The organism is Bradyrhizobium sp. 76 (assembly GCF_023073025.1).
In the GTDB taxonomy this organism is placed as follows: Bacteria; Pseudomonadota; Alphaproteobacteria; order Rhizobiales; family Xanthobacteraceae; genus Bradyrhizobium.
The window spans coordinates 888,397-910,397 of sequence record NZ_JADPIS010000015.1; the positions used below are offsets into that span (position 1 = coordinate 888,397).

A 22,001-nucleotide genomic window follows, 5' to 3' on the forward strand; every position below is an offset into this window, starting at 1 on the left:
TTACCGAAAATCCTCCGCCTTCAGCTCGATCGGCTTGCCGTGCGGGGTGCGATCTGCCGCGTGATCCCAGGCGTCGCGGTAGCGATGCAGCGTCTCCGCAGACGCAACGCCCTTGCGCGCGACGAGACCTTCCAGCGTGGCGAGCCAATGGAGATAGTAGGTCTCGCCAGTATCGGGATCGCCGGCCGCCTGCGCGCGCTTGATCTCGGAGGCCAGGGCTGCCGCCCATTCGGGCCAGGTGAACACGCCGCGCTCGTGCAGCGTCAGCGCCATCGCGAAGGCGTGCGCTTCCCAGGGCGCGCGGAACACGGGGCCGTCATCGTCGCGCGGAATGCTCGGGATGGCTGCCGTCGCGGCAGCAGCAGCCGTGCTGCTCATCACGCCGGGTCCAGATACGGCTCGAACGCATCGATCGAGACTTTCGAGGTCGGATCGCCGTCCGCGCCCCAGAGATCGCGGCCCTCGAATACCACCGTGTAGAGCCATTGCGGATTCTCGCCGAGCTCCATCGCCGCCGAGTCCGGAAATACGTGGCAGCCATGGTTGAGCTCGACGACGCCGACATGGCCGCGCACGTAGCGCGGCAGCCGCGTGTGGGTCGCCGGATGAATGTTCTTCGCGCGGACCTTGTCACCGATCTTGTATTTCGCCAGTGCCGGGGCAGGGCGGGCGAACTTGCCGCGCACCATGATGCGCTCGACCTGGCCGAGATCGAACTTGCCGTGCTTGAGCGCCTTGGACGGCTGCATCGCATGGCCGGCGGCGACTTCCTCCCGGGTGAGGTAGCCTTTCTCGATCAGCATCTCCTCGAGCCCGAGAAACCATTTCTTGTAATAGGAGCTCGACAGGTACACGTGCGGCGGAATCGTCTCGCGATAGAAGCGCGAGGTGTCGATGTTGAAGGCGCCGGCCGCGCCCATCGCGCGCACCATGGCGAGAACACGCGACTCCCATTCCTCGTGGAACACCGGCTCGTTGGGCTCGGGCTCGACCTTGCCGAAGCCGTCCATGCCACCCATGTCGTGCACGCCGTTCATGACGGCGCTCCGGGCACCTTGGGAAAGCCGGTGCCGATCATGGAATCGCGCGTGACCAGCTCGGCGAGCTGCTCCTCGCTCCAGCCGTCGGTCCCCGCGGGGCGCATCGGCAGCACAAGAAAGCGCGTTTCGGCGGTCGAATCCCATACCCGGATTTCAACGTCCTTGGCGACCTGCACGCCGAAATCGGCGAGCACGCCGCGCGGGTCCTTCACCGCGCGGGAGCGATAGGGCGCGGCCTTGTACCAGACCGGCGGCAGCCCCAGCATTTCCCAGGGATAGCAGGAGCACAGCGTGCACACGACCATGTTGTGACGCTGCGGCGTGTTCTCGACCACGACGAGGTGGTCGCCGACGCGGCTGACATGGCCGAGCGTGCCGATCGCCTTCGAGCCGTCCTCCAGCAGTGCCGTCTTGAAAGCCGGATCATTCCATGCCTTGGCGACGACGCGCGCGCCGTTATGGGGACCGATCCGGGTCTCATAGGCCTGGATGATGGCGTCGAGCGCGGCCGGCTCGACATAGCCTTTTTCGGTCAGGATCGTCTCGAGCGCGCGCACGCGCAGCTCGGTCTCCGACAGCTCGGAATGGTCGTGATCGTGGTGATGATGATGGTCGCTCATAGGGCGAAGATAGTCCCAGAATCCGGGCGTTGTCGAGGCGAAGACTCTGCTAACATCGCACCATGGCCTGGGCTGCAAGAACTGGGATAACCGCCGCAATCGCGGCTCTTGGCGCATTCGCGGCGCAGGATGCGCGCGCCGCGAATGGCGCCTATGCGGTCGATGCCGCCGACATTTCCGAGGTCGGCTCCTGCAAGGTGGAGAGCTGGCTGTCGATGGCTTCCAACACCGATTTTTCGGCGGTCGCCAATCCCTCCTGTGTCGTCGATCCCTTCAGGCCGATCGAGCTGAGCCTGCAGACCATCCGGGCCCGGAGCGATGGCGACTGGAGCACGACGGTCGCTCCAAAAGCCAAGACGAATTTCGTCCCGACCGGAATAGGCCGGTGGGGATTGTCGGCCTATGGCGGCGGATCGTTCGACGCGGCGACCGGCGAGGCGCTATCCGCCTTTGCCGTCATCCCCGCGACCTTCCGCCTGTCCGAGACCATGCGCATCAACGTCAATGGCGGCTGGCTCTGGGATCGCGCGGTGGATCGCCATTACCTGACCTACGGCATCGGCTTCGATTGGAAATTCACCGACACCCTGCAATGGACGATCGAGGCGTATGGGCAGGCCGGCGCGTCCGAGGTCGCAAGCGTCGTGCAACCGCGTTTCCAGACCGGCGTCCGCTACCGGCCGAACGAGATCTTCTCCGTCGATGTGATCTACGGCCGCAACATCACCGGGGAAAATGCCAACTGGATCACCATCGGGACCACGGTCCGGTTTCCGGTCCATGGAAGCGAACCCGAACATCGGCGTACCGGGCATCTGTGAGCACCAGGAAGACCCAAGAACAAGGGAGATTGCGTTGCCTGACTATGTCAAGGTCGAGAAGGGCCTCGGATCGGAGGGGCGGATTGCGGTGGTGCGGTTCGACCGCGGCGACGGCATCAATGCGCTGTCGCCAGAGGCGTTACGCCAGCTCACCGCGGCCGCGCGCAGTTTCGAGGATGACGCCGCAACCTCTGTCGTGGTGCTGACAGGCAGCGCGGCTGCGTTCAGCGCCGGCTTCGACCTCAAGGATGCCGAAGGCCGCGCGCGCAAGGACATGGACCTCGGCACGCTGCGGCGGCATCTCAAGCTCGGACCGCGCCTGACCCACGCCTGGCAGGAGATGGAGCAGATCACGATCGCCGCCATCGAGGGCTTTTGCGTCGGCGGTGGCGTGGCGCTCGCCGTCGCGCTCGACTTCCGCGTCATGGGACGCGATGCCCATCTGCGCGTGCCCGAGATTGGGCTCGGCATGAACATGAGCTGGCAAAGCATTCCGCGCATGCTGCATCTGATCGGCCCGGCTCGCACCAAGCAGGCGGTGATCCTGGCCGATCAGCGCATCAGCGCGGATGAAGCCTATGAGTGGGGCCTGGTCGAGCAGGTGGTCGATCCCGGCCATGCGTTCGATGCCGCGATGGAGCTTGCGCGCAAGGTGGCAGCGCAGCCGCCGCTCTCCGTTGCCATGACGAAACTCACTGTCAACCGGCTGGCGCATGCGCTGGATAATCTCGCCAGCCACATGGACGTCGACCAGTTCGCCCTGGCAAGCCTTAGCGAGGACCACAAGGAGGGCGTCGATGCGTTCCTGACGCGACGCAAACCGAAGTTCAGAGGGCGGTAGAAGCAGGCTCGGGCCATTGATTGCGCCGCGGACTATCCGTATACGCGGCGCTGGGACAAAATAGGCCCGATCAACGGGCCGGCAGACGACAACGACGATCGAGGGGGAGGGCCCATGGCCACTAGCTCGCAGGCGCCTGAGGCGAAAGGGTTTCGCTGGAAGCTGATCGCGCCGCTCGCGGTGTGGCTGGTGATCTATCTGTGGCCGGTGCCGGCAGGGCTCAACGTCAATCAGTGGCACTATTTTGCCGTCTTCGCGGCCGTCATCACCGGGCTCATCCTGGAATCGATGCCGGTCGGCGCGGTCGGCCTGATCGGGCTGACGGTTGCCGGCGTCGGCGGTTATATCGATCCCGATCCGACCAAGTCGCTGCGCTGGATGCTGGCGGGCTTTGCCGAGAGCACGGTCTGGCTGATCGTCGGCGCCTTCGTGTTCTCGATCGGGTACCGCAAGAGCCACCTGGGCCGGCGTATTGCGCTCGTGCTGGTGCAAAAGCTCGGCACCAACACGCTCGGTCTCGGCTATGCGGTGGCGATGTCGGACTTTTTGCTGGCGCCGGCGACACCGTCCAACACCGCGCGCAGCGGCGGCATCGTCTATCCCATCATCAGCAACATCCCGCGCATCTACGGCTCCGAGCCGGGACCGACCGCCGGCAAGATCGGCACCTACGTGATGTGGACCGCGTTCGCGTCGACCGCCGTCACCAGCTCATTGTTTTTCACCGCGCTCGCGCCCAATGCAGCGGCGCTTGCCATCGCCAAGAAGACCGTCGGAATCGAGGTCAGCTGGGCGCAGTGGTTCATCGGCTTTGCGCCGCTCGGCCTCCTCCTGATGGTGCTGGTCCCGCTGCTCAGCTACGCGGTCTGCCGCCCCGAGGTGAAGAGCAGCCCGGAAATTTCCGAATGGGCATCGAAGGAGCTCGCGGAGATGGGCCCGATGTCGCGCAACGAATGGATCATGCTGGCGCTGATCCTGCTCGCGATGTTCCTGTGGATCGCGGGCTCGAGCCCGGACATCCGCGTGCCGCTTCTGGGCTCGAATTTCGTCAACGCCACCACCGTCGTGTTCATCGTGATCTCGCTGATGCTGGTGACGGGCGTGATCGAGTTTGCCGACATCGTCGCTGAGAAGGGCGCCTGGGAGGTGTTCTTCTATTTCACCTCGCTGCTGACGCTGGCTTCGGGCCTCAACGAGATCGGCTTCATCAAATGGTTCGCGACCGAATATGCAAAGCCGCTCGCCGGGCTGTCGCCGTCGACCGCAATGCTCCTGCTGGTCGCACTGTTCTTCTGGATCCACTATTTCTTCTCGAGCATCACCTCGCATGCAGCCGCCGTGCTGCCCGTGGTGCTCGCGGTCGGATCCGGCATCCCCGACCTGCCGGTTACGACGCTCGCCATGCTCTGCATGTATTCGCTCGGCCTGATGGGCGTGATCTCGCCTTACGCGACCGGGCCGGCTCCGATGTATTTCGGCAGTGGCTATATCGGCAAGGGTCAGTTCTGGGGTTTTGGGCTGATTTTCGGGGTGCTCTATTTCGCAGGGCTCCTGCTGATCGTATGGCCCTGGTTGCGGGTCACCTGAGCCGGGGCGAGGGCCAAGACGGCGGCAGATGAATCTTCTTCAGTGGGGAGAAATTCGGAAAACTTCGTCCAATTCCCCACAAATATCTGACATTGCCAGAGAGACCTGAAAGGGCGATGGTGCCTGCTGCGGTGCAGCGCGCTCCAGCTGAGTCCTCATCGCGGTTTCACTCTCCGTCGTTTGATGCGACCAGTTCCCGGATGCCCCAGAGGCAAGCGGAACTATTGTGCATGAAGGCCGCCTCCATGAACGTCCACCCGTCGCTCGCGATCGGACAGCCGATCGAAAAACCTGACGCGATCTCAGGTCACGCGATCTCGCCTGCCGCGACTGCGCCTGACGCGATGGTCCGCTTCGAAGGCATCTCGAAAACCTATCCGGCCTATCGCGGCAAGCCCGGCGTCAATGCCCTGCAAAACATCGACTTCGCAATCCCGCGCGGTTCGATCACCGGCGTCATCGGCCGCTCCGGCGCCGGCAAATCGAGCCTGGTCCGGCTCATTAACGGCCTGGAGAGGCCGACCACGGGCCGCGTCATCGTCGATAACAGAGATATCTCGACGCTCGCGGGCCGAGACTTGCGGCTGGCGCAGCGCTCGATCGGCATGATCTTCCAGCACTTCAACCTGCTGTCCTCGCGCACCGCGGCCGCTAATATCGCGCTGCCGCTCGAGATTGCCGGCTGGGCCAAGGCCGACATCAAAGCCCGCGTCGCCGAGCTGCTAGCGCTCGTGGGCATCGCCGACAAGCACGACCGCTACCCGTCCGAACTCTCCGGCGGCCAGAAACAGCGCGTCGGCATCGCGCGAGCCTTGGCGACGCGGCCGAGCGTGCTGCTGTCGGACGAGGCGACCTCGGCGCTCGATCCGCAGACCACGCGGGCGATCCTCGATCTGCTCGCGAACATCAACCGCGAGTTGGGCGTGACCATCGTGCTGATCACCCACGAGATGTCCGTGGTGCGCCAGCTCGCCAAGGACATCGTGGTGCTCGATGCCGGCCACGTCGTCGAGAGCGGCCAAGTCGCCGACATCTTCACTCACCCCGAGCATCTGATCACGCAATCCTTCCTGGCCGAAGTGATCGGAGACAGCCTGCCGGTGTCGCTGGCGAGCCGGATCGTTTCGGAGCCGCCTGCGGGCGGACAGGCGGTGATCCGCGTCCAGGTGCGCGGGGCAGGGGCCGGCGACACGCTGGTGGCGCGGCTCGCACGCGGACTCGGCCTCGACGTGTCGCTGCTGTCGGCCCGCATCGACGAGATCGGCGGCCAGCATGTGGGCTCGCTGACGCTTGGTATCCCTCTCGGCATGTCCAGCGGCCAGGACGCGACGACGCGCACGCTGGCCTGGCTTTCAGAATATCAATTCCCCGCGGAGCGTCTCGGCTATGTCGCCTGAACTCATCAACCTGATCGTCCAGGCGACCGGCGAGAGCCTGTACATGGTCGGGCTCGCGGCGCTGATCGGCACCGCGTTTGGACTGCCGCTCGGCGTCTTTCTCGCGACCAGCCGGAAAGGCGAGCTGTTCGCCGCGCCCATCGTCAATCGCGTGCTCGGTGCCGTCGTCAACGCGACGCGGTCCACGCCCTTCATCATCCTGGTCGTCGCCATCATCCCGTTCACGCGGCTGGTGGCCGGCACCTCGATCGGATCGACGGCCGCGATCGTGCCGTTGACGATCGCATCGGCGCCGTTCATCGCGCGCCTGGTTGAGGCCGCAATCCGCGAGGTCGATGGCGGCCTGATCGAGACCGCATCCTCGTTCGGGGCATCGCCGATGCAGATCGTGCTCAAGGTGCTGATCCCCGAAGCGTTGCCGGGTCTTCTGCTGGCGCTGACGCTCGCGGTGGTCAGCCTGCTCGGCTACTCCGCCATGGTCGGTGCCGTCGGAGGCGGGGGCCTGGGCGATCTCGGTATCCGCTACGGCTATCAGCGCTTCATGCCGGAGATGATGCTCGCCGTCGTCGTGGTGCTGATCGCGCTGGTGCAGCTGGTGCAGAGCGCTGGCGATTATCTCGCGCGTCGGGTCAACCGCCGGCTGCGACATCGCTGACGCCGTTTCAGACATTTCGAACAAGCAGGTTCTTGTCGGTCTGGAAACATTCCAAACTTCCAAACACGACTGAGCGCATTCGTCGCACGCGTTGCGCACGCGTCTGGAGAAATTCTAACGCAGTTCCTATCGCACTCCGAAATCGCCTGCGTTAGGGCGAGGCATCAAAAACGATACCGGCGAAGCCGGCAGTGCGTGGGGCCTCGACGTGACCAACTTCCAACTTGCTTCGCGTTCCGACACGCGTCGTCGACAGATACAGACTCTCTTCCTCGGAGCGGCCAGCACATTTGCTCTCGTCGTACCCTTCGGTGCCGTGGAGGCGCAGACGCAGATTCCCGCCGTCACCGTCGAAGCCCCGGCCCAGCGCGCCCGGCCTGCGGCGGTCGCATCAACGCGACGCTCAGGGGCGACACGCACCGCACGCGCCAATCGTCGCTCTCCGGCGCAGCAAGTCGCGCCGACCCAATCGGCATCCTCGAACGGTGCCACGGGTGAACGCGCCAATGGTCCGGTGCGCGGTTTCGTTGCGACGCGCAGCGGCACCGCGACCAAGACGGATACGCCGCTGATCGAAACCCCGCAGTCCGTCTCGGTCGTCACGACCGACCAGGTCAGGAACCAGGGTGCGGTCTCGATCGGCGAGGCGTTGCGCTACACCGCGGGTGTCAGCGGCGACGTCAACGGCGGCTCGGATACCCGTTTCGGCGCCCTCCAGATCCGCGGCTTCGACACCACCATGTCGGGCCTCTACGTCGACGGATTGCGGATTCCCTCCAGCAATTACGTGCACTTCAACGGCCTCGATCCCTACGGCGCAGAGCGCCTCGAGGTCCTGAAGGGCCCATCCTCGGCGATGTATGGCGGCAGCGGCACCGGCGGCATCCTCAACTACGTGACCAAGCTGCCGACGGCGCAGCAATTCGGCGAGGTCTCGATCTCCGGCGGCAGCTTCAACCGTTATCAGGGCCAGTTCGACATGGGCGGTCGCGCCAACAAGGGCGGCACCGTGCTGTGGCGCCTGACTGGCGTCGTTCGTGACGGCGAGACCCAAGTCGACTTCACCAAGGACAACCGCGTCTTCATCGCGCCCGCCGTCACGTTCAAGCCGAACGAGGACACCACCATCACGATCCTCGCGAACTACCAGCGCGACCGGGCAGGGTGGGGCCTTCAGTTCCTGCCGGCCTCGGGCACGGTGTGGCCGAACAACGGCCGCACCGTCCCGGTCTCGTTCTTCGCGGGCGTGCCGAGCTTCAACGCGTTCAACACCGAAATCGCGACCGCCGGCTACCAGCTCTCCCACAATTTCACCGACAACATCACGTTCCGGCAGAATTTGCGCTATGCCTATCAGCACAACGAGGAGAAGGTGTTTTTCGGCGGGGGCTATACCGACGAGGCCGCGGGACAGCTCGCGCGGTTCGGCAGCTACAGCAACTCCTACGTCAACTCCTTCGCGGTGGACAATCAGCTCCAGGGCAAGTTCACCACGGGTTTCCTGAGCCACACCACGCTGGTCGGGATCGACTATCGCAACACCAGATTCCGCGACACCGCCTTTGGCGTCACGACGTCCGCGCCCGAGATCAACGTCTTCAACCCGGTCTACAGTTACGACTGGACCATGGGCGCCATGAGCGACGACACCGGCGTCAAGCAGTCGCAAGTCGGCCTTTACGCGCAGGACCAGATCAAGCTCGGCCGGCTCTCGTTCCAGCTCGGTGGCCGCCAGGATTTCGTGACGACGCAGGTAGACAGCGGAATCTTCAATACGACCGTCGCGAAGGATGCATCGGCCTTCACCGGCCGCGCCGCATTGATGTACAATTTCGACAACGGCATCGCTCCTTATTTCAGCTATTCGGAATCGTTCCTGCCGGTGCTCGCCACCAGTCCGAGCGGACAGCTGCTCAATCCCGAGACCGGCGTGCAGTACGAGGTGGGCGTCAAGTATCAGCCGATCGGCTGGAACGCGCTGTTCACCTTCGCCGCCTTCGACCTGACGCGTGACAACGTCGTCACCTTTGCGCCTCCACTCAACATTGCCGAACAGACCGGGCAAGTAAAATCGCGCGGCCTTGAGCTCGAAGGCACGATGTCGCTCGCCAACGGCTGGAACCTGCGCGCGGCCTACGCCTATGTCGATGCAACGGTCACGCAGGACCCGGTCAATGTCGGCAAGGCGCCTGTCACCGTGCCGCTCAACCGCGCCTCGCTCTGGAACGACTACACGCTTCAGACCGGGCCGCTCGCGGGGCTGCAGTTCGGTGGCGGCCTCCGCTATGTCGGCGCGACCTGGGGCGATGACGCCAACACATTCAAGGTCGGATCCGCGACCGTGCTGGACGCGCTGCTCGCCTACACAAGGGACAATTGGCGGCTGTCGCTGAACGTCACCAACCTCGCCGACACCCGCTATGTCGCCGCCTGCTACAGCCTGTCGGGCTGCTTCTACGCGGAGGGCCGCAAGGCCATCGGCAAGCTGACGTATCGGTGGTGAGTTCGAATGAAAACAGGCCGTGATGGCGGCCGGGCCCGCTTGATGAGAGAAGACGATGAGAGCGATATTCGGCAAGCTGCATCGCTGGGCGGGACTGCTGACGGCCGGTTTCCTGTTCTTCTCCGGCATCACCGGGGCGATCATCTCCTGGGATCACGAGATCGACGAGGTCCTGAACAGCCATCTGTTCGACGTCAGCAGCAAAGGCCCGGCCATTCCCTCGATCGATCTCGCCAAGATGATCGAGCAGCGCGATCCCCGCGCGCGCGTGGTCTACCTGTTCATGACGCCGGAGGCGGGCCACTCGCTGTGGTTCTTCGTCATGCCCAGGATCGATCCCGCGACCGGCAAGCGTTACGCGCTCGACTACAATCAGATCTTCCTCGATCCCAACACCGGCGCGGAGCTCGGCCGGCGCTATTGGGGCGCGGTGTGGCCGGTGACGCGAGAGAACTTCGTCTCGTTTCTCTACAAGCTGCACTACACCATGCACATCCCGGAATTCTGGGGCAGCGACCGCTGGGGCATGCGCCTGCTCGGAATCATCGCCATCATCTGGACCATCGATTGCTTCGTCGGCTTCTACCTGACGCTGCCCTCGCGCCGGCGCGCCAAGGCTGCACGGGCGCCCCAGGTCAAGCGCCAGCTCGAACGCGGCTTCTGGGCGCGCTGGGCGCCGGCGTGGACCATCAAAACCTCGGGCAGCGCCTACCGGATCAATTTCGACCTCCATCGCGCTTTCAGCCTGTGGACCTGGGGCCTCCTGTTCATCATCGCCTTCACGGCGTTCTCGCTGAACCTCTATTTCGAGGTGTTCTCGCCGCTGATGAAGATGGTGTCGAATTACACGCCGACACCCTATGAGCAGCGGCCATATCGCGATCTCGACGATCCCATCGAGCCCAAGGTCGGCTTCGCCGACATCGCCGCGCGCGCGGCGGCCGACGGCAAGGGGCGAGGGTGGACCGTCCCGGTCGGCTCGGTCAATTACGGCCCGGCCCATGGTGTCTATGCCGCCGCCTTCTTCCATCCGGGCGACGATCACGGCGCCGGCGGCGTCGGCCCGGCGCAGCTCTATTACGACAGCGAGGACGGTCGTCCGATCGGCGAACGGCTGCCCTGGGTCGGCACCGCCGCCGACATCTTCGTGCAGGCGCAATTCCCATTGCATTCGGGCCGCATCGTGGGACTGTTCGGCCGCATCCTGATCTCGATCATGGGGCTGGTGGCGGCGGCACTCTCGGTTACCGGAATCGTGATCTGGTGGCGCAAACGCCGCGCCCGTATCCGCGTCCGCGAGACGGCGGCGATGCGCCCGAGCCGGCAGCAACTGACGCCGGCGGAGTAGGGCTCCTGGCCGCTCGCGGATGAACCTTCCCGCACGGCACCGGCACAAAGACTGGAGATCAGACCCAGCCCTGTCGGAAATCACATGAGATCGCTCGCCTTGCTCTGCCTGCTCGCTTTCGCCACGCCCGCACATGCGGCTGGCCCGGAGCAGCATTATCTCGATTTGCGCGATCGCTACATCGCAAAGTTCTCGAAAGCCACGGAGAACGACGAGACCTATAAGCAGCACGATGCGGCGCTCAAGGAATTGACGGGCGTCCTGCGCGGCATGGTGGGCGCCGTCGCGATCAAGGGACTGCCGGCCGACGGCAAGACGAACGCGGACACGCTTTTCAAGGGCGATTCCGGCTTCGGTCATCTCGACGGGCTCGGCTTCGCCTCCGAGGGCGACAAGATGCAGGCGGTGGTGACCACGACTGGCCTGCTCAAGCACTGGCTGCGCGAGCACCGCGACGACGGCATGCCGCAGGAGATCGGCGCGGCATTCAAGTCGGACCGCTTCTACTATCAAGCCATCCAGGACTCCGCCTTCGCCAAATATGCCGAGCTGCCGATCACGAAGCCCGCGGGAGCAAGCGCTGCGGTCGCCGTACTGGGCGTGCGCGGCAATGGCGATTTGAAGGGACCGCCGCATGAAATCGACGTCGTGGCGATCCAGGGCGACAAGGTCTTCTTTCTCGCCGCAAGCGACGCCGTGAAGCCGGCTGAGATCCCGGCCTGCGAAAAGGTCTGGAAGCAGATGATGGCCAAACCCATCGACAAGAAAGACCCCCGCGGCGACATCACGCGCGAAGACAACGCGATGACCGCGTACACGGCGTGCTTCGCCAGGGAAGCGCCAAGCCAGAGCTGGTATGCGACGGCGGTCAAGAAAGCGCAGAGCCAGCTGGAGTTGCTGCCGCTGCGCTAAGGCGATCATCCAGTTGCCTGCGGGGGCTGCAGCGTTGTGCGGCGCCATGGCTCGAGAATGCTCAATCGGAAATTGCAGCTCGTTCTGCAGGCGCAACCGAGGCGGATCAGCGCGATGTTGCCAAGTCCGCATCGACGAGCTCGTCGGCAACAGGGTGCTCGGATTCGGCCGCGCTCATGGAACTCGTTCGCGACGAGGGGGTTGCACTGCGGTTGGAACCGAACGGGTAGCACAGTTGAATCGCCGACAATTCCTGGAAGCCTCGGCATTGACGCCCTTGGCAACACTACTGCCCGGCGCACTCTCTGCGGCATCGGCGGCGGAGTTGCCGTTTGGCCCCTCTTATGTCCGCGAGCTTGCCCGCAATTTGGCGAGTAAGCCCTTTGAGCCACCAGACGAAAAGGTTCCGGACGCGCTCAAGGATCTCACCTACGATCAGTACCGGTCAATTCGCTTTCTGCCGGAGCGCGCGGTTTGGCGCAGCGAGAAGCTGCCTTTCGAGGTCCAGTTTTTCCACCGCGGCTTTTTCTACAGGAACAAGGTCGACATTTACGAGGTCTCCGGCGGACGAGCCGTACCGATCAAGTACCGGCGCGACGATTTTGCATTCGGCGACAATATCGGCCAGGTAGCGGACGCCGATCTCGGATTTGCCGGGTTTCGCATTCACACTCCGATCAATCGCCCCGACTATTACGACGAGGTTTGCGCGTTTCTCGGCGCCAGCTACTTCCGTGCCGTTGCCAAAGGCGAGACCTACGGCCTTTCCGCGCGCGGTCTGTCGATCGATACCGGCGAGAGCAAGGGGGAGGAATTTCCCTTCTTCAAGGCCTTCTGGCTGGAGAAGCCCGCGCCGGGTGCCACATCTGTCGTGGTACACGCGCTGCTTGACAGCAAGAGCGCTACGGCAAGCTATCGTTTCACGATCAGGCCCGGCGCTCCGACGGTCTTCGACGTGGAGATGTCGCTCTATCCGCGAATCGAGCTGCAGCATGCCGGCCTGGCGCCCATGACGAGCATGTTCTTTTTCGGTCCGAACGACCGACACGATGTCGACGATTTCCGCCCTGCGGTGCACGACTCCGATGGGCTCGCCGTGTTCAACGGAAAGGGCGAGCAACTCTGGCGTCCTCTCAACAATCCGCGCGATCTGCAGGCCAGCACATTCAATGACCTCAATCCTCGCGGCTTCGGCCTGATGCAGCGGGAGAGAAACTTCTTTGCCTACGAGGACATCGAATCGCGCTTTGAGCGTCGCCCGAGCCTCTGGGTCGAACCGATCGGAGATTGGGGAGAGGGCAGTGTGGTCCTCTTTGAGATCCCGACCAAGGAGGAAGTTCACGACAACATCGCCGCCTTCTGGCGCCCGAAAACAGCTCTCCAGGCCAAGAGCGAAAACAACTACACCTATCGTCTGCACTGGGGTCCGGACGCGCCGAAGCCCAATTCACTGGCCCGGTTCACCCGCACAGGCGTTGGCGCCCGGGGCGACGACAGCAAATTGTTCGTGCTCGAGCTGCTCGGTGACAAGCTGAAGGAGGTCGATCCTGACAAGGTGAGGGGCGCCGTCAGCGCCGACAAATCCGAGATCAAGAACGTCGTCACACAGCCAAACCCGGAAACCGGCGGCTGGCGCCTGAGTTTTCAATGCGCCGTGAAGGACGCGCCTATTGAGTTGAGGGCGGTCTTGATGCAGGGCGACCAACCGATCTCCGAAGTCTGGGTTTACCGATGGGCGCCCTGACGCCGTCGCCCGCGCTTTCGCCTGAGCTTGGCATTCGGTATCTTCCCGACGAAACGCCTCTCCCGATGCTGCCCTGCCGATTGGACGGGACAAATCGTGCCTATCCGGCGCGACTGCGGACCGCCCCTGCCGTTGCAGCGCGGCGCCTGTTCATTCTTGGCGGAACGGTCGCGATTACCGCTGCGGGCGCTGTTGAGATGTACGACGTTCTCAAGGTTGGTGGCGTCACGGTCCTCGAAGGCATGGTGTTCGGGCTATTTCTCGTGCTGCTCGCCTGGATCGCGTTTTCGTTCGTGTCTTCAGTCGCCGGTTTTTTTGTGCTCCTGCGGGGCCGACCGGATGTGCTGCCAATTAACAGCCACGGTCCGCTGCCCGGGATCACCGGCCGAACGGCGATGCTGTTGCCGACCTATAACGAGGACCAGCACCATCTCATGGCGCGACTCCGCGCCATGTACGAGTCGGTCGGCGAAACCGGACAGGCCCCGTTGTTCGATTGGTTTCTGCTCAGTGACACCACAGATCCGGACATCTGGATTGCCGAGGAGCTTGCGTTTCTGGAACTGCAGCGCAACTGCGGTTCGGGCCATCTCTACTATCGTCACCGATCCGACAACACCGCCCGAAAGTCCGGCAACATCGCCGAATGGGTGAGGCGGTTCGGTGGTGCCTACGACTACATGATCATTCTCGACGCGGACAGCCTGATGAGCGGAGAGACCATCGTTCGGCTGGTGGGCGCGATGGAAGCAAACCCGCAGGCCGCGCTGATTCAAACGCTTCCGATCGTCGTCAATGCGCGAACCCTGATTAGCCGGCTTCAGCAGTTCTCGGGTCGTTTGTACGGTCCGCTGATCGCGGCCGGGAACGCCTGGTGGCACGCCTCAGAAGGCAACTACTGGGGACATAATGCCGTCATCCGGGTGCAGGCTTTTGCGCAAGAGGCGGGTTTGCCAGAATTGCGCGGGAGGAAACCTTTCGGCGGCCACATCCTCAGCCACGATTTTGTCGAAGCCGCGCTGATGCGGCGGGCGGGGTGGGGGATTTTCATGGCTCCAGGCCTCGGTGGAAGTTTCGAGGAGGTGCCACCGTCGCTGCTGGATTTCGCGGCGCGGGACCGCCGCTGGTGTCAGGGCAATCTCCAGCATCTTGCCGTTCTGCCTGCTCGAGGCCTGCACTGGGTCTCCAGGCTTCACCTGTTGACCGGCATCGGCTCCTATCTCACCGCGCCCCTATGGCTGCTGTTTCTATTGCTCGGAATCCTGATCTCCCTGCAGGCCTATTTCGTCAAGCCGGAGTACTTTCCCAAGGGCTTTTCGTTGTTTCCAACCTGGCCCGCACAGGATCCCGTGCTTGCCGCCTGGGTCTTTGCCGCGACAATGGGGCTGCTCATCCTGCCCAAATTGCTGGCCTACCTCGTTTTGCTCACCAGGCGTGCGGAACGGCAGGCATTCGGCGGCGGATTTCGCGTGCTGCTGGCGGTAGTCGCCGAGAGCCTGCTTGCCGCCTTGATCGCCCCATCCATGATGATCTTTCAATCCACCGCCGTTGCGGAGATCCTGCTGGGCCGTGACGCGGGCTGGCAAGTTCAACGGCGAAGCGATGGCAGGATCACGCGCGATGAAGTCTATCGCAAGTTCACGGTGCCGACCCTATGCGGTCTGGCAATGGCGGCAAGCGCCTACGCCGTGTCGCTTCCGCTGCTGCTCTGGATGTCGCCAGTGATCATCGGCCTCGTTTGCGCCATTCCGATCGGTCTCGTCACGTCGACGGCGCCGCGAATGGCGCACCTGTTTGCGACCCCCGAGGACAATCGCGCGCCGGCGCTGTTGCAGAGGGCGAGAGAGCTTGCCAGCCAGGCTCGGATCCAGGCACATGGAGCTCTGATCGAACTTCGACAGAACCCCGCGTTGCTAGGACCGCACATGCAGTCCCTCGAAACGCCGCCTCGCAAATCGGGCCAAATCGACATAGACCTCGCGATCGGCCGGGCCAAGATCGAGCAGAGCGACGACTTCGAGGAAGTCGTCAGCAGCCTCAGCGCACGCGAGACCCTTGCCGTGCTGAAGCACCGAAATGCCCTCGAGCAAGTCATGCGAATGCCGAGAGCTACCGCTTCCGTCTAGGTCATGGCAGTGTAGGTGAGGGCGCTGACCACCCAGTGGTGCTCGGGCAGAGGGCGAATGTCTGCCGTAAGCGCCGTGTGTGGTGCCGGCCTAGAGCGCACTGCCCCCCAGATTCCAGCCGCGGCCACCCTCGCCAAAGATCTCGTAGCCCGTCGCCGTCACCGCAACCGTGTCCTCGAGCTTGATGAACCCGCGCTTCGGATGCTTCATCGTGGTCTCGATCGACACCACCATGCCTGCTTCGAGCGGCAGCCGGGCGTCGGTGTCATCGTAGGGGATTGGGCCTTTGGCGGTCAGGCGAGGGGCCTCATGGCTGACGAGGCCCATGCCGTGGGCCAAAAACTCCGTGCAGTCACTCTGGCTGATCTTCGCGAGCTGCCGCTCGGCCGCGACGTAGATGTCACCGCCCACGGCGCCGGGCCGGACCGCCGCGAAGGCCGCGCGCTGGACGGCTTCAATCTCGGCCAGGCACTCCTTCAGCTCGGTATCGGGATCGCCGAGCACCGCCATGCGCGCGAGATCGCCGATATAGCCGTGATAATTGCCGCCGGAGTCGAGCGACAGCACGTCACCTCGCTCCCAGCGCTGCGGCGACGGCGCCCGGTTGTGGCTGTTGCCGCAGGCGAGCAGGCAGTATTCGAAGGTCAGCCCGCGATTGGCTTCGGCGATCCGCAAAGCGTCCGACAATTGCTGCTTGGTCGTTCCAGGCCCGTGCCCGGCGATCACCTCCAGCATCGAGGCGATGACGAGCTCGGAGGCCGTCTTGAGTTTCGCCAGCTCGTCGGCCGACTTCACCGCGCGCAGCCGCTCCAGCACCAGCAGCGCGTCCTTGAGCTCGGCGCCGGGCAGGGCGTCGGCGAGCGCCCGGCCCGCATCCATCGGCAGGAACGCCATCTCGACCCCGACCCGCTTCAAGGGCACGCCGGCATCCCGGATCAGGCTTACGGCCCGCGTGATCGCATCGACCGAGCCGTTGGACTCGGTCCGGACCTGCGCAATCCATGGCGGCGCGACAGCGCGCTGATGGGTCTCCAGCCGGTGCCCGACATAGACCGCGTGCTCCGGCGCGCCCTTGGGATAGATCAGGACCGGCAGATAGCGGCTGACGCCCAGCGCATCCATGTAGTCGAAGAAGATCGCGCGCTCGGCACCGAGCATGTACTGCACATTGTGCTTGGAGGTCGCGACCAGGACGTCGAGGCCGGCGGCCTCCATCAGACGATCGAGCTTGGCCGCATCGAATGGAATGGCGCGCGACCGATCTGCGCGGGCGACGTTCTCCTGCATGACGAACCTCCAATGCTGCCGTGGGCATCAACCGCTGCGTCGGTTTGCCCGGGGCTTGTTTGGCGGCAAGTGTGAGCCGAGAGAGGGCTTCTGAGTAGGTGCGGAATGATCTGGCTGATCTGCACGGCTATATCCATGATTCGCATAAGGTATATTATGGAATATATTTATATACAATCAGATCAGTTATTTAGCCAGAACTCCTCTCATCGGACCTTCGTTCCTCGTTCTCTTCCGGGCCGGCCGTCGCACGTCGTCCCGACTTTCGACGGCTACTGTGCATGGGGTTGTTTTTCAGTTTTTTAATCCGGCCCATGCCTCCGAAAGCCGATATTGCCGTGAGGATGTCCGGCTGCAATAAGCGAGGCTTCGCGAGATCGCAGATGACCTTCTGACCTTCCGTCCGTATAGATTTGCATCTCAGAACAACAACAAACTTTCCGAGGAAGCAGATCCATGAGCTTTTCCCGCCGCACGCTTCTCAAGGCCTCCGCCGCCACCGCGGTCCTGGGCGGCCTCAGTGCGCCCCATGTGGCCCGCGCCCAGAGCGCCGAATTCACCTACAAATACGCCAACAACCTGCCGGACACCCATCCGCTGAACGTGCGCGCCAAGGAGATGGCGGCGGCGATCAAGGCCGAGACAGGCGGCAAGTTCGACCTCCAGATCTTCCCGAACAACCAGCTCGGGTCCGACACCGACATGCTGAGCCAGATCCGGTCCGGCGGCGTCGAGTTTTTCACGCTGTCGGGGCTGATCCTGTCGACCCTGGTACCGCCGGCCTCCATCAATGGCATCGGATTCGCGTTCCCGGACTACGGCACGGTCTGGAAGGCCATGGACGGCGATCTCGGCGCTTTCGTCCGCGGCGAGATCAAGAAGGCCGGTCTCGAGGTCATGGACAAGATCTGGGACAACGGCTTCCGCCAGACCACGTCGTCGAGCAAGCCGATCACCGGTCCGGACGATCTCAAGGGCTTCAAGATCCGCGTGCCGGTGTCGCCGTTGTGGACCTCGATGTTCAAGGCGTTCGATGCCGCGCCCGCCTCGATCAATTTCGCCGAGGTCTATTCCGCGCTGCAGACCAGAATCGTCGAGGGCCAGGAGAACCCGCTGGCGATCATCTCGACCGCCAAGCTCTACGAAGTGCAGAAATACTGCTCGCTGACCAACCACATGTGGGACGGCTTCTGGTTCCTGGCCAACCGCAAGGCCTGGAGCAGCCTGCCCGAGGATGTGCGCACCATCGTCGCCAAAAACATCAATGCCGCAGCGCTCAAGGAGCGTGAGGATACCGCCAAGCTCAATGCCAATCTGCAGCAGGAGCTCGCGGGCAAGGGCCTGACCTTCAACCAGCCCGCGGTCGCGCCGTTCCGCGACAAGCTGCGGTCCGCCGGCTTCTATGCCGAGTGGAAAGGTAAATACGGCGATCAGGCCTGGGACCTGCTGGAAAAGGCGGTCGGCAAGCTGTCGTAACGCGTTGGAGCCGTCATGGCTCATATTGAGGTCGAAGTGAACGGAGTGGCGGGCGAGGCGACTGTTCGGTCCCCTCGCCGACCTTCGTTGCTGGCCTCGACGGAGCGCGCACTCGGGCTCCTCGTCGAAATCCCGGCGGCCATTTTGGTGGTCGCCGAGATCGCAATCCTGTTTGCCGGCGTGGTCGCGCGCTACGGGCTGCACAGGCCGCTGATCTGGTCGGACGAGCTTGCCTCGATCCTGTTCCTGTGGCTCGCCATGCTGGGCGCGGCGGTCGCGTTCCGCCGCTCCGAGCACATGCGCATGACCGCGGTTGTCGCCAGCACCAGGCCGGCCACGCGGGCCTGGCTCGATCTGGTCGCGACCTGCGCGGCGCTGGCCTTCCTGGCGCTGATCGTCTGGCCGTCCTGGGACTACGCCTACGAGGAAAGCTTCATCACCACGCCGGCGCTGCAGATCTCCAATATGTGGCGCGCCGCGGCGCTGCCGGCCGGAATCTGCCTGATGGCGGTGTTCGCGCTGTTGCGGCTGCTGCGCGCAGCCGATTACCGCATGGTGCTGACGGCCGCGGTCGCCGTTGCCGTCGTCGTCGGCTTGTTCTGGCTGGCGCAGCCTTATCTGCGGCCGCTCGGCAATCTCAACCTCGTCATCTTCTTCGTCGGCGTCGCCGGCTTCTGCGTCTTTGCCGGTGTTCCCATCGCGTTCGGCTTCGGGCTCGCGATCTTCGGCTATCTGGCACTGACCACGCGCACGCCGGTGATGGTGCTGGTCGGGCGGATGGACGAGGGCATGAGCCACCTCATCTTGCTCTCGGTGCCGCTGTTCGTATTTTTGGGGCTCCTGATCGAAATGACCGGCATGGCACGGGCCATGGTGGCGTTCCTGGCGAGCCTGCTTGGCCATGTCCGCGGCGGGCTGCATTACGTCCTGGTCGGCGCGATGTATCTGGTCTCCGGCATCTCCGGCGCCAAGGCGGCCGACATGGCGGCGGTCGCGCCCGTGCTGTTCCCGGAGATGAAGCAGCGCGGCGCCAAGCCCGGCGACCTCGTCGCGCTTCTTGCCGCCACCGGCGCGCAGACCGAAACCATTCCGCCGAGTCTCGTGCTGATCACGATCGGATCGGTCACGGGCGTCTCGATCGCCGCTTTGTTCACCGGCGGCCTGCTGCCCGGGGTGGTGCTGGCGATCACGCTCTGCATGCTGGTGTGGTGGCGCTACCGCCACGAGGACATGAGCCATGTCCGTCGCGCCACAGGCGGCGAGATCGGCAAGACCTTTATCATCGCCCTGCCCGCGCTCGCGCTGCCATTCGTGATCCGCTACGCCGTGGTCGAAGGCATCGCGACGGCCACCGAAGTCTCCACCATCGGCATCGTCTATGGCGCCCTGGTCGGCCTCCTGGTCTACCGCCGCTTCGACTGGCGGCGGCTGTTTCCCATGCTGGTCGAAACCGCCGCGCTGTCGGGCGCGATCCTGCTGATCATCGGCACGGCCACCGGCATGGCCTGGGGCCTGACGCAATCAGGCTTCTCGCGCGCGCTGGCGTCGGCCATGACCGGACTGCCGGGCGGCGCGGCGACCTTCATCGCCGTCTCGATCCTGGCCTTCACCATCCTTGGCAGCGTGCTGGAGGGCATCCCGGCGATCGTGCTGTTCGGGCCGCTGTTGTTTCCGATTGCGCGTGCGGTCGGCGTGCACGAGGTGCACTATGCCATGGTGATCATTCTCGCCATGGGTATCGGGCTATTCGCCCCGCCCTTCGGGGTCGGCTATTATGCCGCCTGCGCCATCGGACGCGTCGATCCGGCCGAAGGCATCAGGCCGATCTGGGGTTATCTGCTGGCGCTGCTGGTAGGATTGATCGTCGTCGCCGTGTTTCCGTGGATCTCGATCGGATTCCTGTAAGCGGCGTAAGGGAGGTGTCGATGAGCGAGCGGCAGAACCAGTACAATATCGGTCTCGACAAGACGCCCGCCAACTACGTGCCGCTGACCCCGTTGAGCTTCCTTGCTCGCAGCGCCGCGGTCTATCCCGATCACGTTAGCACAGTCTACGAGGGGCGCAGCTTCACCTGGCGCGAGACCCATGAGCGCTGCAAGCGCTCTGCTTCGTATCTTGCCGGCAAGGGCATCGGCGTCGGCGACACCGTCGCGGCGATGCTGCCGAACATTCCGGCGATGAACGAGGTGCATTTCGCCGTACCCATGACGGGTGCCGTGCTCAACGCCCTGAACATCCGGCTCGATGCGCCTTCGATCGCATTTCAGCTCGACCATGGCGGCGCAAGGATCATTCTGGTCGACCCGGAGTTTTCCGGCGTGATCACCGATGCGCTCACGCAGATGAGTGGTCCAAAACCGTTCGTGATCGACGTCGACGACGCCGCCTTCAAGGGCGGCAAGCGCATCGGCGAGATCGAGTACGAGACCGCCGTCGCGCAAGGCGATCCTGGCTTCACCGCCATCCCGCCGAAGGACGAATGGGACGCGATCGCGCTGAGCTACACTTCTGGCACCACGGGAAATCCCAAGGGCGTCGTGACCCATCATCGCGGCGCCTATCTGAATGCCGTCAGCAACATCCTCGCGGGCCAACTCGGCCAGCATCCGGTCTATCTCTGGACGCTGCCGATGTTCCACTGCAACGGCTGGTGCTTCCCCTGGACCATTGCGGCGGCCGCCGGCATCAATGTCTGCCTGCGCAAGGTCGAGCCGACCAAGATTTTCGAGCTGATCAAGCAGCACGGCGTCACCCACATGTGCGGCGCGCCGATCGTCTACAACACGCTGATCAACGCGCCCGATGCACCGAAGGGCGGCGCCGCCCGCCGCGTTGTCGGGCTGATCGCCGGTGCCGCGCCGCCGGTCGCGGTGCTCGAAGGCGCCGAGAGCATCGGGATCAAGCTGACGCACGTCTACGGCCTGACCGAGGTCTACGGCCCCGCCTCCGTCTGCGCCGAGCAGCCAGGCTGGGATGATCTGCCCGCAGCCGAGCGCGCCAGCTTGAAGCGACGGCAGGGCGTGCCCTACCCGCTCGAGGAGGGCGTCACCGTCATCGATCCGCAGACCATGAGGCAGGTGCCGCGCGACGGCGAGACCATCGGCGAAGTCATGTTCCGCGGCAACATCGTGATGAAGGGCTACCTCAAGAACGACAAGGCGACGAAGGAAGCCTTCGAAGGAGGCTGGTTTCACACCGGAGATCTCGGCGTGCTCGACGCGCACGGCTACGTCATCATCAAGGATCGCTCCAAGGACATCATCATCTCTGGCGGCGAGAACATCTCCTCTGTCGAGGTCGAGGACATCCTTTACAAGCACCCCGCTGTGCTGTTCGCCGCCGTGGTCGCAAAGCCCGATCCGAAATGGGGCGAAGTGCCCTGCGCCTTCGTCGAGCTGAAGGACGGCGCCAGCGCGAGCGAAGCCGACATCATCGCCTTCTGCCGCTCGCATATGAGCGGCTTCAAGACGCCAAAGGCCGTCGTGTTCGGGCCGATCCCGAAAACGTCGACGGGCAAGATCCAGAAATTCCTGCTGCGCAACGAAGCGGGATCGGCGAAGGCGATCTCGGCCTGAGCTTGTCTCGACCTCCGCGGCGGCTGCGTGTCGCCGCGAAGTCATTGTGCAGTTTCGACGCGGTCGGGT

17 protein-coding genes are annotated in these 22,001 nt (G+C 64.1%); 13 read left to right on the top strand and 4 right to left on the bottom strand.

The genetic code is table 11. From position 1 onward, the window contains the following. From IVB48_RS05250 to nthA, 3 genes are read right to left on the bottom strand one after another with little or no spacing between them, the layout of a single operon-like run. Positions 1-378 (bottom strand): nitrile hydratase accessory protein, encoded by a 378-nt coding sequence (locus tag IVB48_RS05250; RefSeq protein ID WP_027566926.1) that lies wholly within the window; start codon positions 376-378, stop codon positions 1-3. Further along, on the bottom strand, positions 378-1,037 hold the full coding sequence (gene nthB, locus IVB48_RS05255) for a nitrile hydratase subunit beta (protein ID WP_027566927.1): 660 nt from the start codon (positions 1,035-1,037) through the stop codon (positions 378-380). Before nthB ends, IVB48_RS05250 begins: the two co-directional genes overlap by 1 nt. Continuing rightward, entirely contained in the window at positions 1,034-1,660 is a 627-nt protein-coding gene (gene nthA, locus IVB48_RS05260; protein WP_247397984.1) for a nitrile hydratase subunit alpha, read from the bottom strand. Before nthA ends, nthB begins: the two co-directional genes overlap by 4 nt. A 62-nt stretch (positions 1,661-1,722) precedes the next feature. Between nthA and IVB48_RS05265 the strand changes: the two genes are divergently transcribed. The 10 genes from IVB48_RS05265 (at position 1,723) to mdoH (ending at position 15,594) form a co-directional block, all read left to right on the top strand. After that, positions 1,723-2,481, top strand: coding sequence for a hypothetical protein (locus IVB48_RS05265; protein WP_247397986.1), 759 nt, complete (start codon positions 1,723-1,725; stop codon positions 2,479-2,481). A gap of 34 nt (positions 2,482-2,515) precedes the next feature. Next, on the top strand, positions 2,516-3,322 hold the full coding sequence (locus IVB48_RS05270; protein ID WP_247397989.1) for an enoyl-CoA hydratase/isomerase family protein: 807 nt from the start codon (positions 2,516-2,518) through the stop codon (positions 3,320-3,322). A gap of 114 nt (positions 3,323-3,436) precedes the next feature. After that, the gene (locus IVB48_RS05275; protein ID WP_027566931.1) at positions 3,437-4,909 is read left to right on the top strand and encodes a DASS family sodium-coupled anion symporter; all 1,473 of its coding nucleotides are present in this window, start codon (positions 3,437-3,439) and stop codon (positions 4,907-4,909) included. A 230-nt stretch (positions 4,910-5,139) separates the two neighbouring features. Continuing rightward, a complete protein-coding gene (locus IVB48_RS05280) occupies positions 5,140-6,306 on the top strand; it encodes a methionine ABC transporter ATP-binding protein (protein WP_247397991.1) in 1,167 nt (388 codons plus the stop codon). After that, a complete protein-coding gene (locus IVB48_RS05285) occupies positions 6,296-6,961 on the top strand; it encodes a methionine ABC transporter permease (RefSeq protein ID WP_247371155.1) in 666 nt (221 codons plus the stop codon). Before IVB48_RS05280 ends, IVB48_RS05285 begins: the two co-directional genes overlap by 11 nt. 514 nt (positions 6,962-7,475) lie before the next feature. Beyond that, positions 7,476-9,464 (top strand): TonB-dependent siderophore receptor, encoded by a 1,989-nt coding sequence (locus tag IVB48_RS05290; RefSeq protein ID WP_247398203.1) that lies wholly within the window; start codon positions 7,476-7,478, stop codon positions 9,462-9,464. 55 nt (positions 9,465-9,519) lie between these two features. After that, positions 9,520-10,812, top strand: a complete 1,293-nt coding sequence (fsrB, locus tag IVB48_RS05295) for a siderophore utilization protein FsrB (RefSeq protein WP_247397994.1) — start codon at positions 9,520-9,522, stop codon at positions 10,810-10,812. 84 nt (positions 10,813-10,896) lie between these two features. Then, positions 10,897-11,724, top strand: coding sequence for a hypothetical protein (locus tag IVB48_RS05300; protein WP_247359298.1), 828 nt, complete (start codon positions 10,897-10,899; stop codon positions 11,722-11,724). Positions 11,725-11,959: 235 nt separating this feature from the next. Continuing rightward, positions 11,960-13,468: a glucan biosynthesis protein G gene (locus tag IVB48_RS05305; protein WP_247398204.1), complete on the top strand. Its 1,509-nt coding sequence runs from the start codon at positions 11,960-11,962 to the stop codon at positions 13,466-13,468. Continuing rightward, entirely contained in the window at positions 13,456-15,594 is a 2,139-nt protein-coding gene (mdoH, locus tag IVB48_RS05310; protein ID WP_247397997.1) for a glucans biosynthesis glucosyltransferase MdoH, read from the top strand. Before IVB48_RS05305 ends, mdoH begins: the two co-directional genes overlap by 13 nt. A gap of 90 nt (positions 15,595-15,684) precedes the next feature. Here mdoH and IVB48_RS05315 read toward each other — a convergent pair whose 3' ends face one another. Further along, complete coding sequence (locus IVB48_RS05315) at positions 15,685-16,881, bottom strand: Xaa-Pro peptidase family protein (protein WP_247398000.1); 1,197 nt, start codon at positions 16,879-16,881, stop codon at positions 15,685-15,687. A gap of 456 nt (positions 16,882-17,337) precedes the next feature. Here IVB48_RS05315 and IVB48_RS05320 point away from each other — a divergent pair, with 456 nt between their 5' ends. The 3 genes from IVB48_RS05320 to IVB48_RS05330 are packed head-to-tail and all read left to right on the top strand — an operon-like array spanning position 17,338 to position 21,932. After that, positions 17,338-18,357, top strand: coding sequence for a TRAP transporter substrate-binding protein (locus tag IVB48_RS05320; RefSeq protein WP_247398002.1), 1,020 nt, complete (start codon positions 17,338-17,340; stop codon positions 18,355-18,357). 15 nt (positions 18,358-18,372) lie between these two features. Then, positions 18,373-20,262: a TRAP transporter large permease subunit gene (locus IVB48_RS05325; RefSeq protein WP_027566941.1), complete on the top strand. Its 1,890-nt coding sequence runs from the start codon at positions 18,373-18,375 to the stop codon at positions 20,260-20,262. Positions 20,263-20,282: 20 nt separating this feature from the next. Then, positions 20,283-21,932 carry an acyl-CoA synthetase gene (locus IVB48_RS05330; RefSeq protein WP_247398004.1) on the top strand — a complete coding sequence of 550 codons (1,650 nt, stop codon included), beginning with the start codon at positions 20,283-20,285 and terminating at the stop codon, positions 21,930-21,932. The last annotated feature ends 69 nt before the right edge of the window (positions 21,933-22,001 follow it).